Annotated in this window: 15 protein-coding genes and 1 tRNA gene; 8 read left to right on the top strand and 8 right to left on the bottom strand. The window is 64.8% G+C overall.

Annotated elements, in window-relative coordinates:
- The first annotated feature begins 433 nt into the window (after window positions 1-433).
- The 6 genes from K6T56_12180 to hslU all read left to right on the top strand — a co-directional run bounded on the left by K6T56_12180 (window position 434) and on the right by hslU (window position 6,202).
- A complete protein-coding gene (locus K6T56_12180; protein ID MCL6557105.1) occupies window positions 434-1,648 on the top strand; it encodes an MFS transporter in 1,215 nt (404 codons plus the stop codon).
- A 36-nt stretch (window positions 1,649-1,684) separates the two neighbouring features.
- Window positions 1,685-2,317, top strand: coding sequence for a class I SAM-dependent methyltransferase (locus tag K6T56_12185; GenBank protein MCL6557106.1), 633 nt, complete (start codon window positions 1,685-1,687; stop codon window positions 2,315-2,317).
- Between the two features lie 223 nt (window positions 2,318-2,540).
- A complete protein-coding gene (rpmE, locus tag K6T56_12190) occupies window positions 2,541-2,744 on the top strand; it encodes a 50S ribosomal protein L31 (GenBank protein MCL6557107.1) in 204 nt (67 codons plus the stop codon).
- Between the two features lie 327 nt (window positions 2,745-3,071).
- Window positions 3,072-4,262, top strand: coding sequence for an STAS domain-containing protein (locus K6T56_12195; protein MCL6557108.1), 1,191 nt, complete (start codon window positions 3,072-3,074; stop codon window positions 4,260-4,262).
- 49 nt (window positions 4,263-4,311) lie between these two features.
- Window positions 4,312-4,848, top strand: coding sequence for an ATP-dependent protease subunit HslV (gene hslV, locus K6T56_12200; protein MCL6557109.1), 537 nt, complete (start codon window positions 4,312-4,314; stop codon window positions 4,846-4,848).
- Between the two features lie 25 nt (window positions 4,849-4,873).
- On the top strand, window positions 4,874-6,202 hold the full coding sequence (gene hslU, locus K6T56_12205) for an ATP-dependent protease ATPase subunit HslU (protein ID MCL6557110.1): 1,329 nt from the start codon (window positions 4,874-4,876) through the stop codon (window positions 6,200-6,202).
- 9 nt (window positions 6,203-6,211) lie between these two features.
- Here hslU and K6T56_12210 read toward each other — a convergent pair whose 3' ends face one another.
- The gene (locus K6T56_12210) at window positions 6,212-7,045 is read right to left on the bottom strand and encodes a pirin family protein (GenBank protein MCL6557111.1); all 834 of its coding nucleotides are present in this window, start codon (window positions 7,043-7,045) and stop codon (window positions 6,212-6,214) included.
- Between the two features lie 101 nt (window positions 7,046-7,146).
- Window positions 7,147-7,223: transfer RNA gene (locus K6T56_12215), tRNA-Arg, on the bottom strand.
- 124 nt (window positions 7,224-7,347) lie between these two features.
- On the opposite strand from K6T56_12215, the gene K6T56_12220 reads away from it, so the two are divergent.
- Window positions 7,348-7,845: a c-type cytochrome gene (locus tag K6T56_12220; GenBank protein MCL6557112.1), complete on the top strand. Its 498-nt coding sequence runs from the start codon at window positions 7,348-7,350 to the stop codon at window positions 7,843-7,845.
- 60 nt (window positions 7,846-7,905) lie between these two features.
- Here the strand turns inward: K6T56_12220 and K6T56_12225 are convergent, their stop codons facing one another.
- Complete coding sequence (locus K6T56_12225) at window positions 7,906-9,897, bottom strand: UvrD-helicase domain-containing protein (GenBank protein MCL6557113.1); 1,992 nt, start codon at window positions 9,895-9,897, stop codon at window positions 7,906-7,908.
- Between the two features lie 74 nt (window positions 9,898-9,971).
- Between K6T56_12225 and K6T56_12230 the strand changes: the two genes are divergently transcribed.
- Complete coding sequence (locus K6T56_12230; protein MCL6557114.1) at window positions 9,972-10,799, top strand: symmetrical bis(5'-nucleosyl)-tetraphosphatase; 828 nt, start codon at window positions 9,972-9,974, stop codon at window positions 10,797-10,799.
- On the opposite strand, the gene K6T56_12235 is transcribed toward K6T56_12230, so the two are convergent.
- The 5 genes from K6T56_12235 to K6T56_12255 form a co-directional block, all read right to left on the bottom strand.
- Window positions 10,726-11,523 (bottom strand): 1-acyl-sn-glycerol-3-phosphate acyltransferase, encoded by a 798-nt coding sequence (locus K6T56_12235; GenBank protein ID MCL6557115.1) that lies wholly within the window; start codon window positions 11,521-11,523, stop codon window positions 10,726-10,728. The two genes, K6T56_12230 and K6T56_12235, sit on opposite strands and share 74 nt — an antisense overlap.
- A 108-nt stretch (window positions 11,524-11,631) precedes the next feature.
- Window positions 11,632-12,387 carry a GNAT family N-acetyltransferase gene (locus tag K6T56_12240; protein ID MCL6557116.1) on the bottom strand — a complete coding sequence of 252 codons (756 nt, stop codon included), beginning with the start codon at window positions 12,385-12,387 and terminating at the stop codon, window positions 11,632-11,634.
- Between the two features lie 82 nt (window positions 12,388-12,469).
- Window positions 12,470-13,075 (bottom strand): DNA-3-methyladenine glycosylase I, encoded by a 606-nt coding sequence (locus tag K6T56_12245; GenBank protein ID MCL6557117.1) that lies wholly within the window; start codon window positions 13,073-13,075, stop codon window positions 12,470-12,472.
- Window positions 13,047-13,619, bottom strand: coding sequence for a TIGR00645 family protein (locus K6T56_12250; GenBank protein ID MCL6557118.1), 573 nt, complete (start codon window positions 13,617-13,619; stop codon window positions 13,047-13,049). The genes K6T56_12245 and K6T56_12250 overlap by 29 nt, the downstream gene beginning before the upstream one ends.
- A gap of 21 nt (window positions 13,620-13,640) precedes the next feature.
- On the bottom strand, window positions 13,641-14,096 hold the full coding sequence (locus tag K6T56_12255; GenBank protein ID MCL6557119.1) for a glycine zipper 2TM domain-containing protein: 456 nt from the start codon (window positions 14,094-14,096) through the stop codon (window positions 13,641-13,643).
- Window positions 14,097-14,624: the final 528 nt, after the last annotated feature.

Below are 14,624 nucleotides of genomic sequence, written 5' to 3' on the forward strand. Positions count from 1 at the left end.
TGATGGGGCAAAATGCTCGCACATTCTGACCCACCTACCCGTTAATCAAAATTGCACTTCAAACTTGAATCCGCGGTTTCGAAAAGCGCTTCAACCCCGCGCTTGCCATCACTGACCGGGAGGAGTTCATCCGCTTCATCACCGGCAACATTCCGCCGCGGCCGGCGGAAATGGACAGGATGGTGGCGGCGAATATCGGGGCCTGACCAGAATCCTTTGACCACCGCGTGCGTGGAGGGCGCGGGGGAAACGTTCCCCCTTTGAAACGCCGTCTCCTCGGCGTCCTCCCGGACAATATCTTCCAGCAGGGGAAACCCCCGTGAGCACCACTTTCACTCCCGGCGAGCAGCAATACCTGCATGGCATCCGCGACAATCTGGCGCAGTTTCTGCACCAGGTGTTCCAGGTCTTTCTGGTGGGGCTGACTTTGGGCATGATGCGCACCGTGGTGCCGGCCCTGGCCGAATCCGAGTTCGGGGTGCCCAAGGGCTCCTTCGGCCTCCTGATGGCTTTCGTCGTCGCCTTCGGCTTCGTCAAAGGGGTGCTCAATTTCGTCGCCGGCCGGCTTTCCGAGCGCATGGGGCGCAAGACGGTCTTGCTGCTGGGTTGGGCTTCGGCCATTCCCATCCCCTTCATGATCCTTTATGCCCCCTCCTGGAACTGGATCGTTGCCGCGACTGTGCTGCTGGGCATCAACCAGGGCTTTACCTGGTCCATGACCCAGACCGCCAAGCTCGACCTGGCGCGGGCGGACCAGCGGGGACTGGCGGTGGGACTCAACGAGTTCGGCGGCTATGTGGGGGTGGCTGTCGCCGGCATCCTGACCGGTTATCTCGCCGCCTCGTGGGGACCACGCAATGGATTGTTCGTCTTTGGTGTGGTGGTCATCAACGTCGCCCTGGTCCTCACTGCGCTGTGGGTGAGGGAAACCCTGCCTTGGGCAAAGGCCGAGAGCGCGCGCCATGCCCAAGGCAGGGCAGGCGGGCCGTGCCCCCGCTATCCGCGCAACATTTCGGAGACGCCGACGACGTCGGAAGTGTTCACCTTGATGAGCTGGCGTGACAGGCGCATGGCGGCCTTGAGTCAAGCCGGGCTGGTGGAAAAGTTCGTCGATGCATTGATCTGGGTGGTGTATCCGGTCTATCTCTATCAGCGGGGCCTGAGTCTGGCGCAGATTGGCTGGGTGGTGGGCGTCTATGGCTTCGTCTGGGGCGGCGCCCAGTTCTTCACCGGCAGGCTGTCGGACCGCATCGGCCGGCAAATCCCCATCGTCTGGGGCATGTGGCTGTGCGCTGCCGGCGTGGCCATGATGCTGCTGGACGATCGGCTTGCCCTCTGGCTCGCTTCGGCTGCCCTCACCGGCTTTGGCATGGCGCTGCTCTATCCCAATCTCTCGGCCGCGGTGGCCGACATCGCCCACCCCAACTGGCGGGGTTCGGCCATCGGTATTTATCGTTTCTGGCGGGACCTCGGCTATGGGATCGGCGCCCTCCTTCTGGCCTGGGTCGCCCACCGCAGCGGAACCCTGACGGCAACCTTCTGGTTCGTCGCCGCCGCCATGTTCGTCTCCGGGCTGATCGTGCAGGTGTTCAGCGAGGAGACCCATCCCCGGCTCAACCCGGCCAAGGGGGAAGGGCCGGCAGCGTGAAAGCCGCTTCGGCCTGAGCACGTTCCCCCTTTGTGAATGACCCCCGAAGCCTACGACGCCTGGTATGACACCTCCCGCGGCCGCTGGATCGGGGAGACGGAGTTCCGCCTGGCGCGATATGCGCTCGCTGGCGGCGCCGGCGAGACGCTGCTCGACGTGGGTTGTGGCACGGGCTGGTTCACGCGGCGTTTTGCAGCGGAGGGGTTTACCGTCACCGGCCTGGATCGGAATGCGGAATGGCTGGCGTATGCCCGCGCGCACTCGCAGGCGGGCATACGCTGGGTGGAAGGCGATATCCAACGGCTGCCCTTTGCCGACGCCAGTTTCGACCATGTGGTCTCCATCGCCGCCCTGTGCTTTGTCCGGGATGAGCGGCAGGCGGTGGCCGAAATCCTGCGCGTGACGAAACGCTCCTTCGCCATCGGCTGGCTGAACCGGAAAAGCCTTCTCTATTCTCAGAAAGTCGGCCGCGGCGCCTATTGCGGCGCAACCTGGCACACGGCCTGCGAAGTGCGCCGTTTCTTCGCCGGGCTGCCGGGTTGGAATCTCAGTCTGATGAGCGCCGTCTTCCTGCCCGATGGTGGTCCGCTTGCCCGGGTCCTGGAAGTCCTGCTGCCGCATCGCTTGCCCTGGGGCGCCCTGCTCATGGCGGCGGGGAAGCGGGCATAATGACGTGCCCCGCCAGTTACAGGGTGCATTGATCCCCTCCTTGCCCGGGCGCGGCCGCTTCAATTCTTTCCCGGCGGGCCGCGCCGGGGTCCTGCCCCCATCGGGCCGGGTGCGCGCGGCGCGCCGCACAGGGTGCCTTGCACCAAAGGGGCTCTTGGTTCATAATTTGCACCTTTCCCCACCCCGGCGGCTGGGGAGGCTTACCAAATTGCAAGGACTGGCGATGAAACCCGACATCCATCCCGCCTACGCTGAGATCACGGTGACCTGCAGCTGCGGCAATTCCTTCAAGACCGGCTCCACGCTGGGCAAGAACCTGCACATCGAGGTCTGTTCCCAGTGTCATCCCTTCTACACCGGCAAACAGAAAATCGTCGATACCGCCGGCCGGGTGGAGAAATTCCGGCAGAAATACGCCCGCAAGTGAGTGCATCCATGGGCGAAAAAAAGCGGCTGCGGCCGCTTTTTTTTACGCCTGCTGCACGCCCTCCGGTGGTTGGCGGGCGTTGCTCCCATGTTGCCGGGCTTCCCGCTTTCGCCGTATGATGGGACGCTCTGAAATGCCGGCGGGGTGGTCGCATTTTTCCGTCAGAGGGTCTTGGACGACGGATGAGGCGGACCTGCCCGTCGCGGGATCTCCTCCGACTGGGCTGGACTTCCTGCGGCCGCGGTGTGTGCGCGGCCCACCCCGGGTGAAATGGCCGACACCGGCGACGGATTCCCGTCAGTCTTGATTTGCCAACGGTAGGGTAGCGTGGTCTTTTCCTTTTTTCGCAGGGGCAAACGGCAGGACGAGCCGTCCACGATCACGCCGCCGCGTCCCGTGGTGCCATCGGGGGCACAGCCCGCCCCGTCCCCCCAGCCGCCGGCGGCGGCCCCCGCCGCGCAGGCAGAGGAAGCGGACTGGGATGATCTGCTCCTTGCCTCCACGCCCACGGCCGAATCCTATTCTGCGGTGGAGGAGGCCGCGGTGCTCTACGCCAATGACCGGGTGAGCGAGGCCATCGCTGCCCTGGAAACCTTCCTCCGGGAAAACGCCGCTTCCCGCGATCTCCAGCCCTGGCTTCTGCTCTTCGACCTCTACCAGGTCCAGGGCATGAAGCAGCAGTTCGACGAGCTGTCCATGGAGTTCGTCGTCCGTTTCGAGCGTTCGGCGCCGGTGTGGGAACCCCAGCGGATCGCCGCCCGCACGCCCACCACGGCAGCCCGGCCGGCCATGGGTGGTCCGACGGTGACCCTCAAGGGTCGTGTCGAGGCCAACGCGGAGGACAGCCTGCAACGGCTGCTCAAGCTGGCGGAAGGGGAAGCGCCGCTGCGCCTGGACGTCACTCAGGTGCAGGCCATCGATGCCTCCCGTGCCGCGCTGCTCGCGGAGGTGCTCCTGATGATCCGCAAGGCGGGCAGGCGGCTCACACTGGTGGGGGGCGCCGAGTTCACCGCCCTGGTGAAGGCGCTCACCGAGGGCGCGGGACGCCGGGAGCCCGCCTTCTGGCGCTTGTTGTTTGAGCTCTACGAATTCCAGAACCGCGCCCAGGAGTTCGAGGACGCAGCGGTGGATTATGCGGTGACCTTCGAAGTCTCACCCCCCTCCTGGGAGCCCATGCCTGCGGTTGCGGAAGCATCCGTGGAAGGAAGCCAAGGCAGTTCCGCGCTGGCATCGGCTGGTGAGGTGTTCCCCCTGGAAGGGGTGCTGGATGCCGGCAGTGAGCACCGGCTCAAGGAGCTCGAACGCTGGGCGGAAGGCAGAAACGAGGTGTCCGTCGATCTGAGCGGCCTTTTGCGCATCGATTTCATGACCGTCGGTTCCATGATCGGCACCCTGATCAAGCTGCATCAGGCTGGCAAGAAGGTGACGCTGGCCGGCCAGAACGAAATGGTGCACGCGCTGCTGGAAGTGATGGGCGTGCGCGACTACGCGACGCTGGCGCGCCGCAAGGCGAGATGATTTCAGATCGCCGACGCGGGTGTGGGACTTCTGCACGAGGGGCAGCGCAATGGAACAGTTTCACGGCACGACGATTCTTTCCGTCCGTCGCGGCAACCGGGTGGCCATGGGCGGCGACGGTCAGGTCACCCTGGGCAACGTGGTGGTGAAGGCCTCGGCGCGCAAAGTGCGTCGCCTCTACCACGACCGCATCCTGGCCGGTTTCGCCGGCGGCACCGCGGACGCCTTCACCCTTTTCGAGCGCTTCGAAGCGAAGCTGGAAAAACACCAGGGCCATCTGCTGCGTTCGGCGGTGGAGCTGGCCAAGGACTGGCGCACCGACCGCATCCTGCGGCGTCTGGAAGCCATGCTGGCGGTGGCCGACCGCGACACCTCCCTCATCCTCACCGGCAATGGCGACGTGCTGGAGCCGGAACAGGGCCTGGTGGCGATCGGCAGCGGCGGCCCCTATGCCCAAGCGGCGGCGCGGGCGCTTTTGGATCACACCGAGCTCTCCCCGGAGGAGATCGTGCGCAAGGCCCTCACCATCGCCGCCGATCTGTGCATCTACACCAACCAGAATCACGTGATCGAAACCCTCGGCTGAGAAGGGCGCGGTGACCGCCATGCAGATGACACCCCAGGAAATCGTTCACGAACTTGACAAACACATCGTCGGCCAGCAGGCCGCCAAGCGGGCGGTGGCCATCGCCCTGCGCAACCGCTGGCGGCGCATGCAGGTGCCGGAACCGTTGCGGCAGGAAATCACGCCGAAGAACATCCTGATGATCGGCCCCACCGGGGTGGGCAAGACGGAAATCGCCCGGCGTCTCGCCCGTCTGGCCAATGCGCCCTTCATCAAGGTGGAGGCCACCAAGTTCACCGAGGTGGGTTACGTGGGGCGGGACGTGGATACCATCATCCGCGACCTGGTGGACATCGCCGTCAAACAGGTGCGGGAGGAGGAGATGCGCAAGGTGCAGTTCCGCGCCGAGGAAATGGCCGAAGAGCGCATCCTCGATGCCCTGCTGCCTTCGCCACGGGGCGGCCGCTTCGGTTTCGAGGCGGAGCCTGGCGAGGAGGCGTCCGCCACCCGCCAGAAATTCCGCAAGATGCTGCGCGAGGGACGGCTCGATGACCGCGAGATCGAGGTCGAGGTGACCGCGCCGCTGCCGCAGATGGAAATCTTCGCGCCGCCGGGCATGGAGGAACTCACCAGCCAACTTCAGGGCCTGTTCCAGAACCTGGGCGGCCTGCGCCGCAAGGTGAAGAAGATGCGGGTACGCGATGCCCTGCGCCGGCTGACCGAGGAGGAGGCGCTGAAACTCATCAATGAGGAGGAGATCCGCCAGCAGGCACTGACCGCGGTGGAACAGAACGGCATCGTCTTCATCGACGAGATGGACAAGATCGCCAGCCGTTCCGAGGTGCAAGGCGCGGATGTCTCCCGCCAGGGCGTGCAGCGGGACCTGCTGCCCCTGATCGAGGGCACCACGGTGTCCACCAAATACGGCATGGTGCGCACCGATCACATCCTCTTCATCGGCTCCGGCGCCTTCCACCTGGCCAAGCCCTCCGACCTCATTCCCGAATTGCAGGGGCGCCTGCCGATCCGGGTGGAGCTCACCTCCCTTTCCGTGAACGATTTCGAGCAGATTCTCACTGGCACCGATGCCTGCCTCACCAAGCAGTATCAGGCCCTGCTGGCCACCGAGGGGGTCGAGCTGGAATTCACCGCCGATGGCATCCGGCGGCTGGCGGAGATCGCCTTCGAGGTGAACGAACGCACCGAGAACATCGGGGCCCGGCGATTGCACACCGTCATGGAACGGCTGCTGGAGGAGATCTCCTTCAGCGCCGACCGTAAAGCCGGCAGCAAAGTGGTGATCGATGCCGCCTATGTGGACGCACGGTTGAAGGACCTCGCCGAAAGCGAGGACCTCGCCCGCTACGTGCTGTGATACCGGCGCCTACTGTGTCCCGCCGCGCACCAGGGTGCCGGCGCGAAAGTCCCGCAGTGCCTGTTCGATCTCCTCGCGGCTCGTCATGACGAAGGGCCCGTATTGCACCACCGGCTCGCCGATGGGTCGGCCGGCGACGAGAATGAAACGGGCGGCCTCCGCCTCCACCTGCACCTCCTCTCCCGGCGACAACACGGCAAGGGTGTGGGGCGGCAGAAGACTCCCCGCCACACGCAACGACCCCTCGTAGCCATAGATGAAGGCCGTATGCGTCGCCGGCAGGGGGTGGATGAAGCGGCCGCGCTCAAGGCGCACATCCAGGTAATTCACCGCCGTGAGTTCATCGACGATGGGGCCGGTGTGGCCCTGGTACTGGCCCATGAAGAGGCGCACCGTCACGTTCTTGCCCCTGATCTCGGGGATCGCCTGCGGTGGGAATTCCTGATAGGCCGGCGCGCTCATCTTTTCCGCTGCCGGCAGATTGATCCACAGCTGGAAGCCCCGCAGAAGCCCCTCGCCCTGGGGCATTTCGGCATGGATGACTCCCCTTGCCGCCTTCATCCACTGTGCGCCCCCCGCCCGCACCTCGCCGGCGTTGCCCAGGCTGTCGCGGTGCAGCATGCGCCCGTCCAACATGTGGGTGAAAGTGACGAAACCCCGATGGGGATGCTCCGGGAAGCCGGCCAGGTAATCCTGCGGGTCATCGCTGCCAAAGTGATCGAGGAGGAGAAAAGGATCGAGATGGCGCAGGGCGGGCGTGCCGATGGTGCGCAGAACGCGCACGCCGGCGCCTTCCACCACGGGCTGGGCGGGAAGGCGTTGGACGAGGGTACGTGGGGTCATGGTTGAAGGCGGTGGCGCGTTGTCCGAGGGATCTCTTGGCGAAGGTGGCGGGATTGCCGCGCACGAATGCCGCGGGCGGGATTCAGACCATGGTAGGAAGCTGGCGCGCCCGAGACGACTCGAACGTCCGACCCCAGCCTTCGGAGGGCTGTACTCTATCCAACTGAGCTACGGGCGCACGGCCGCTATTATAGCGTGTTTGCCCGCCCCATGCAGCCGTGGCTTGGCCGGGCAGGGCCGATCCCGTATAATTCCCGGCTTTACGTCAAACGTTTCGGTAACCGGAGCAAGGCCCATCCATCATGAGCGAACAAAGCACAGGCATTCCCAAGACCACGGCCCGGCAGGTCATCGTCGCCCTGATCGGCGGTTTCGCTGCGCCCGTCATCGCCATCGTTCTCATCGTGCAACTGGTGTTGTCCATCCAGGCGGGGCATATCGACAAGGACAGCCCGGAAATGGCGGATGCGGCGGTGCGGCAGCGGATCAAACCGGTGGCGGAAGTGAAATCCGTGGACCCCAACGCGCCGCGGGTGGAGCGGACGGGCGAGCAGGTCTATCAGGCCGTGTGCACAAGCTGCCATCAGGCCGGCGCGCTGGGTGCGCCGAAATTCGGCAACAAGGCCGACTGGGCGCCGCGCATCGCCCAGGGTTACGACACCCTGCTCCAACATGCCATCGAAGGCATCCGCAGCATGCCGCCGCGCGGGGGTGATCCCGACATTTCCGACATCGAAATGGCGCGTGTTGTGGCCTACATGGCCAACGCCGCCGGAGCGAATTTCAAGCCGAAGGAATGAAACCCCAACCGGTCTGACCGGATCACGGTGGAAAAGCGCGGGGAAGCCGCGCTTTTCGCTTCAACAGCGCCTGCCCAGCATGGCCTTGAGCTGGGCAAGGTGCGCCGTCCCCTCCTCCCTGGACCGGACGGGGTCGGTTGCGCGGCCGCTGATTCTCAGATCGTCCCCGGGCAGTTCCGCAATAAACCGGGAGGGTTCGCAGGCCTCCCGCTCACGCCCCCGTCGCCGCGTCAGGCAATGGCTCAGGGTGAGGGTCTGCCGGGCGCGGGTGATGCCCACGTAAAGGAGCCGCCGTTCCTCCTCCACCTGCCCGTTTTCCACGCTTTCCCGGTGGGGGAGGATGCCTTCCTCCACGCCGACGATGAAGACATGGGGAAACTCCAGCCCCTTGGCCGCATGCAGGGTGGACAGGCGCACCGCGTCCGCCTCCTCCTCGCGGTCATCGAGCATGCTCATGAGGGCGACAGTATGGGCGAGTTCGGTGAGCGTCTTTCCCTCCTCCTCCCCCTTGCGCGTCAGCCAACCGATGAAGTCCTGCACGTTGCGCCAGCGGTTTTCCGCCACGCGGGGCTCTTCCGTGTCCCGCAGATAGGCCTGGTAGTCGATGGCGGCGAGCAGCGTGTCGAGCACCTGCCCGGCGGGCTCACGGACGGCCCGGTATTCCAGGTCGTTGATGAAGTGGCAGAAGGTGCGCAGGGGTTCGAGTTGGCGGGGGCTTAGCAGGGCTTCGACGCCCGCCTCGAACACCGCGGCGAACAGACTCAGGTGCCGTCGCCCGGCGTAATCCGAGAGTTTTTCCAGGGTCTGCGGCCCCACCCCACGGCGGGGGGTGGTGATGGCGCGGATGAAGGCGGGATCATCGTCGCTATTGTGGATGAGGCGCAGCCAGGCGGTGATGTCCTTGATCTCCGTGCGGTCGAAGAAGGACTGCCCGCCGGACACCCGGTAGGGAATGCCCCGCGCCCGCAGCGCCTCCTCGAAGGGCCGCGCCTGATGGTTGCCGCGGTAGAGGATGGCATAGTCGCTGAAGCGGGTGCGGTGCTGCAGGCGATGGGCCTCGATGCGCATGATGACACTTTCCGCCTCCGCCTCCTCGTCCCGTGCGGCGAAGACCTGGATGGGCTCACCCAGCCCCAGCTCGCTCCATAGTCTTTTCTCGAAAAGCTTGTCGTTGTGGGCGATCAGGGTGTTGGCGGCGCGCAGGATGCGGATCATGGAGCGGTAATTCTGCTCCAGCTTGATCACCTTCAGGCGCGGAAAGTCCACCTGCAGCAGGCGCAGATTCTCCACGTTGGCGCCCCGCCAGGCGTAGATGGCCTGGTCGTCGTCGCCCACCGCGGTGAAGGCGGCGCGGGCTCCCGTGAGCAGCTTGAGCAGACGGTACTGGCAGAGGTTGGTGTCCTGGTATTCATCCACCAGCAGATAGCGCAGGCGGTTTTGCCATTTCTCCCGCGCCTCGGCGTCCGCCTCCAGCAATTCCACCGGCAGCCGGATGAGATCGTCGAAATCCACCGCCTGATAGGCGCGCAGCCGCTCCTGATAGGCCGCATAGACTTGCGCCGCCAACGCATCGGCCTCATCGCCGGTGCTTGCGGCCGCCTGCGGGCTCACGAGGGCATTCTTCCAGCGGGAAATGCGTTGCTGGATCGTCCTCAGCATCGCCTTGTCGGCGGTGGTCAGCACCTCCCCCAGCACATGCAGGCTGTCGGCGGCATCGAGGATGGAAAAGCGTGGCTTGTAGCCGATGCGTGATGACTCCTGGCGGAGGATGGTGAGTCCCAGGGAATGGAAGGTGGTGACGGTGAGTCCACGACTGCTGCGCCCGCCGAGGAGTGCCCCCACCCGATCCTGCATTTCCCGCGCCGCCTTGTTGGTGAAGGTGATTGCGGCGACAGTGGAGGGTTCATAGCCGCAGTGGTCGATGAGATAGGCGATTTTATGGGTGATGACCCGCGTCTTGCCACTTCCCGCGCCGGCCAGGACGAGCAGGGGTCCGTCGAGATACTTCACCGCCTCCCGCTGCGGCGCGTTGAGGGCATGCATCGAAGGCATCATCGGCAGCAGGATGGGAAAGCCGCGATTGTATCATGCGGGCTTCTTTATTTCGCAGGTTAGAATGGATGGCCATGGCCACCTACGTCATCGGCGACATCCAGGGTTGCTTCGTCGCCCTCACGCAGCTTTTGCAAAAGATCGCCTTCGATCCCCGCCACGACCGGCTTTGGCTGGTGGGGGACCTGGTCAACCGGGGGCCGCAGTCGCTGGAGGTGCTGCGCTGGGCGAAGTCGCTCGGGGATCGCGTGGTGGCGGTGCTGGGCAATCATGATCTGCACCTGCTCGCCGTGGCAGAGGGCTTCGTGCCGCTGCACCACAAGGATACCCTGGGTGATGTCCTCACCGCGCCGGATCGTGCCGAGCTCCTGCAATGGTTGCGTGAGCGTCCCCTCATCCATTTCGAGCACGGCTGGCTCATGGTGCACGCGGGGCTTCTGCCCCAGTGGACAGTGTTGCGTGCGGTAGAGCTTGCCCACGAAGTGGAGGCGGAGCTGCGCAGCCCCCACTACCGGCATTTCCTCGCCCACATGTATGGCAATGAGCCCCGGCAGTGGCGCGATGATCTCACGGGAATCGCGCGACTGCGGGTGATCACCAATGCGATGACCCGGCTGCGCTTCTGCACACGGGAAGGCGTGATGGAATTCGCCCACAAGGGCCCGCCGTCGCAGCCACCGGCGGGCTTCCTGCCCTGGTATGAAGTGCCGGAGCGGCAAAGTCGTGGCGCGCCCATCGTTTTCGGCCACTGGTCGGCGCACGGCCTGGATGTCAACAGCGACTACTGCGCCCTGGATACCGGCTGCCTGTGGGGTGGGGCGCTGTCCGCTATGCGGCTTGAGGATCGCGCCCTTTTTCAGGTGTCATGTCAGGGATTGGCAGGGACAAGGCCGCTGCGATAGCCGCCTCCGCGGCACGGGCGATCTCCCGCCGGCTGCGGCCGCGGGTCTCGATGGCGGGCAGGAAAATGATCTCGGCGCGGATTTCCGGCGCGGTGAGAATGCGCAGCAGGGATTCCATCAGCGTCATCTGATCGATATAGGCGGGCGTGGGATCGGGGCGGCCTTCGGCATCGAGGTAGCGGATCGCCACCGGGATGAGGGGGACGCCGGTGTCTGCCGCCGGCTGCAGCAGCGAGGTGAAAAAGCGGCGCAGCCGGCGTCCGTCGCTGGTGGTGCCCTCGGGGAAAAGGGCGACGCAGGCGCCGTCGGCGAGGGCCAGGATGATCTCCCGGTTGAGGAGGGCCGTGTGGTGGCGACGCTCCCGCGCGATGAAAAGGGTGCCCGCCCGCCGCGCCAGCCAGCCGATGAGGGGCCAGTGGGCGACCTCTGCCTTGGCCACGAAGCGGCAGGCCCGCTGGCTGTCCAAAAGCCAGACATCGAGCCAGGAGATGTGGTTGGCGACGAAAACCACGCCCCCGTGCCCTGGCAGGCTCCCCTTCACCGTGAGCCGCACCCGGAGACGCTTGAGTAATCCTGCTGCCCATCCCTCGATGATGGCGCCACGCCGGGCCGCGCCCACCCAGGGAAAGACCAGCGCCGCCAGCACCACCCCCCACAGCAGGTGAAAGAGCACGGCGGGCAGACGCCACACCACCCGGGCAATACGCAGGGCCCGGGCTTTCACACCGCCCTGCCGAAAGAAACCGGAAGAGCCGCGACCCGCGGGCAAAAAGCGAACTCGTCCATGGCAGGCGATGCTACCGCCGCCCACGGGTGGGACGCAACGCGTGGGTCAATCGGGCAGGAAGTGGCGCAGATAACGGGGATTCATCAGCGCCCGCGGCAGAATCAGCATGAGATCGGCGGTGTTGAAATCGGGGTCCCACGCCGGTTCCCCACACACGTAGCAGCCCAACCGCATGTAGCCCTTGATGAGGGGGGGCAGGGGGACGTTGAGGGTGTTGTCCAGGGATTCCAGGGGCAGACGGTGGCGGGGGAAGACGCGCCATTCGATGGGGCTCATGTGTTCCATGCCGATGCGGCGGAAGATGCTCGCCGCGGCATGGCCGCCGTCTGCCATGCTGATGCTGGCGCAGCCGATCAGATAGTCAAAACCGTGCTCTTCGATGAAGCGGGCGAGCCCCGCCCACAACAGGGTGATCACCGCGCCGTTGCGGTAGTCGGGATGCACCGCGGCGCGTCCCACTTCTACCATCCGCTCGAAAAGATGGGCAAGCCGCGTGAGGTCGAACTCGGTCTGGGAATAGAAGCAGCCCGCATCCCGTGCCCCCTGGGGCGTGAGGAGCCGATAGGTTCCCACCACCTCCAGGGTCTGGTTGTCACGCACCAGGAGGTGATGGCAGAAGGGATCGAACAAATCCTGGTCCAGGCCGGCCGTGGCATGGGGCAGGCGTGCGCCCATCTCCCCGGCGAACACCTTGTAGCGCAGACGCTGCGCTTCCCGCACCTCCTCCGGTGACCGGGCGAGGGAAACGGTGAAACGGTAGGGTTTGCACTCCTGTTTGGGAACCGCCGACTCGATCAGCATGGGGAAACCTCGTCCTCACCAAAATGACGGGAGGAAGGCTAAGGCCGGCGGGTGACAGGGAAGTGAAGCGGCGATGACGGTTTTATTGAATGCTCAAGGCCGCGATTTCCCCATGGCGGGGGCAGGTGACGAGATGGTCGTTCACCATCCCCACCGCCTGCATGTAGGCGTAGCAGATGATGGGGCCGCAGAAGCGGAAACCCCGGGCGGCAAGGGCCCGCGCCATGGCCCTGGATTCCGCACTTTGCGTGGGCAGGGCCGCCAGCGTGGTGAAGTGATGCTGGCGCGGTCGGCCACCGACGAAGGACCAGACGAACGCCGGGAAATCGCCTTCCTTTTCCCGCAGGTCGAGAAAGGCGCGGGCATTGTTCACCACCGCCTCCAGCTTGGCGCGGTTACGCACGATGCTGGGGTCGGTCAGCAGCCGGTCAATGTCCCGGGGTGTGAAGCGGGCAAGCCGTTCCGGGTCGAATCCGGCCAGGGCTTGCCGCAGGGCGGCGCGTTTTTTCAGGATGGTGAGCCAGGAAAGACCCGCCTGCAGCCCTTCCAGGATCAGCATTTCGAAGAGGTGGGCCTCTTCATGGGAGGGTACACCCCATTCATGGTCGTGATAGGCGATGTAGAGGGGATCGCTGCCGCACCAGCCGCAACGCGCCGGTTCAGTGTTTGCTGCGTCCCTTGATTTCATGGGCGCCTTCGGCGATGCGGTCCATGAGGGCGAACAACACGCCGGACAGCACCAGAATGGCGTGAATGCCCACTTTCCACGCGATCGCGGTGTCGGCATTGGTCCACATCCATTCGCCGCCGGGATTCTGGTCTGCCTCGACGAGGGCCATGATGTTGACGAAGGTCTTCAAAAGTTCGATGGCGGAGATGGCGACGATGGAGGCGATCACCTTCACCTTGAGGCCGGAGAAATCCACCTTGCCCATCCACTCCGGTCTGTCCTCGTGGCCGGCGGTGTCGATCTTGGAGACGAAGTTTTCATAGCCGCTGAAGATAATGATGAGCAGCAGGTTGGCCACCAGGGACATGTCCACCAGGGTCAGCACGGCGAGGATCAGGTCGCTTTCGCTCATCTCGAACACGTGGGGCACCACATGCAGGAATTCCTGGGCGAATTTCACCAGGATGAGGCCGATGCCGATCACCAGGCCCAGGTAAAAGGGTGCCAGCAGCCAGCGGGCATTGAAGATGAGGGATTCCAGCAGGTTTTCGATGTGTCGCATGCAAACTCCCAGCGATGAAAATCAGTGAGTGACCCGGGTCACACCGCCGCCGGTGAGAACGCGCACGCGATCCCCGGGACGGAAGGTTTCATCGGCGGCCTGGGTAACGGCGATGAGGCGGCCATTGTCCAGCTTGACGGTGATTTCCAGCCCCTTGGTGCGGGTAACTCCCTCCTCGATGGCCCCGCCGACGACGCCGCCGGCCACCGCGCCGACAATGGCGCCCACGGTGCTGCCCTTGCCCTGGCCGAGGTTGCTGCCGGCAATGCCGCCCACCGCCGCGCCGGCGGCCGGACCCACCACCGATTTGGTGCCCTCGATCACCACTTCACGCACGCTTTCGACGACCCCCATCTGCACTTCCTGCACCTGACGCGCCTGCTCCCGGGAATAGGCGGCGCCCGACATGCTGGCGGGACAGCCGGCAAGCAAAGGGGTTGCGGCAAGGAGAAGAGGGAAAACGAACCAGGATTTCATGATGGCCTCCTCAATATTCCATGACTTCGGTGACGGGGTAGTGTGCCGAATTGTGTGCAAAATCGCCAGCAGTCGGAAGTGGGCGGGTGGTCATGGTAAAGGTTCGTTGACCAAATCGACCTTGAACCCTGAAAGGAGGGCAACCATGACCATGAAGAAGAAGCATAAGACAAGGCTGTTGGCGGTGGAAGCGGTGGCGCCGCGGCCTGATGATGCGCTGCGATGTGCATTTCCTGCGCAATGCTATGGTAGGGCAAGTATCCGAAGCGGGTCGATGGGGTCGAGACGAACATCGGCAAGACGACCTTCTACCGGCCCCCCTGGGGCCCACCACAAGCACACGAAGAGCACGAATATGCTCGAGCGGCTCAACGAGGAGATCAAGCGCCCACCCGGGTCATGCGCATCTTCCCCAATGCGGATGCCTGACTGCGGCTGATCCGTGCCCCGAGCGTCGAAACCCACGAGGCCTGGCTGGAGGATAGCCGCTACTTGAACATGATGCTGCTGTCAGAACAGAAGAAGGAG

This window comes from Burkholderiales bacterium (assembly GCA_023511995.1).
Taxonomy (GTDB): domain Bacteria; phylum Pseudomonadota; class Gammaproteobacteria; order Burkholderiales; family Thiobacteraceae; genus Thiobacter.

Coding starts and splice junctions, on each gene's coding strand:
- hslV (MCL6557109.1), top strand. CDS start 4,312: ATGGAACAGTTTCACGGCACGACGATTCTTTCCGTCCGTCGCGGCAAC.
- K6T56_12230 (MCL6557114.1), top strand. CDS start 9,972: ATGGCCACCTACGTCATCGGCGACATCCAGGGTTGCTTCGTCGCCCTC.
- K6T56_12180 (MCL6557105.1), top strand. CDS start 434: ATGATGCGCACCGTGGTGCCGGCCCTGGCCGAATCCGAGTTCGGGGTG.
- K6T56_12220 (MCL6557112.1), top strand. CDS start 7,348: ATGAGCGAACAAAGCACAGGCATTCCCAAGACCACGGCCCGGCAGGTC.
- K6T56_12210 (MCL6557111.1), bottom strand. CDS start 7,045: ATGACCCCACGTACCCTCGTCCAACGCCTTCCCGCCCAGCCCGTGGTG.
- K6T56_12185 (MCL6557106.1), top strand. CDS start 1,685: ATGACCCCCGAAGCCTACGACGCCTGGTATGACACCTCCCGCGGCCGC.
- K6T56_12225 (MCL6557113.1), bottom strand. CDS start 9,897: ATGCCTTCGATGCATGCCCTCAACGCGCCGCAGCGGGAGGCGGTGAAG.
- K6T56_12240 (MCL6557116.1), bottom strand. CDS start 12,387: ATGCTGATCGAGTCGGCGGTTCCCAAACAGGAGTGCAAACCCTACCGT.
- hslU (MCL6557110.1), top strand. CDS start 4,874: ATGACACCCCAGGAAATCGTTCACGAACTTGACAAACACATCGTCGGC.
- K6T56_12255 (MCL6557119.1), bottom strand. CDS start 14,096: ATGAAATCCTGGTTCGTTTTCCCTCTTCTCCTTGCCGCAACCCCTTTG.
- K6T56_12250 (MCL6557118.1), bottom strand. CDS start 13,619: ATGCGACACATCGAAAACCTGCTGGAATCCCTCATCTTCAATGCCCGC.
- rpmE (MCL6557107.1), top strand. CDS start 2,541: ATGAAACCCGACATCCATCCCGCCTACGCTGAGATCACGGTGACCTGC.
- K6T56_12245 (MCL6557117.1), bottom strand. CDS start 13,075: ATGAAATCAAGGGACGCAGCAAACACTGAACCGGCGCGTTGCGGCTGG.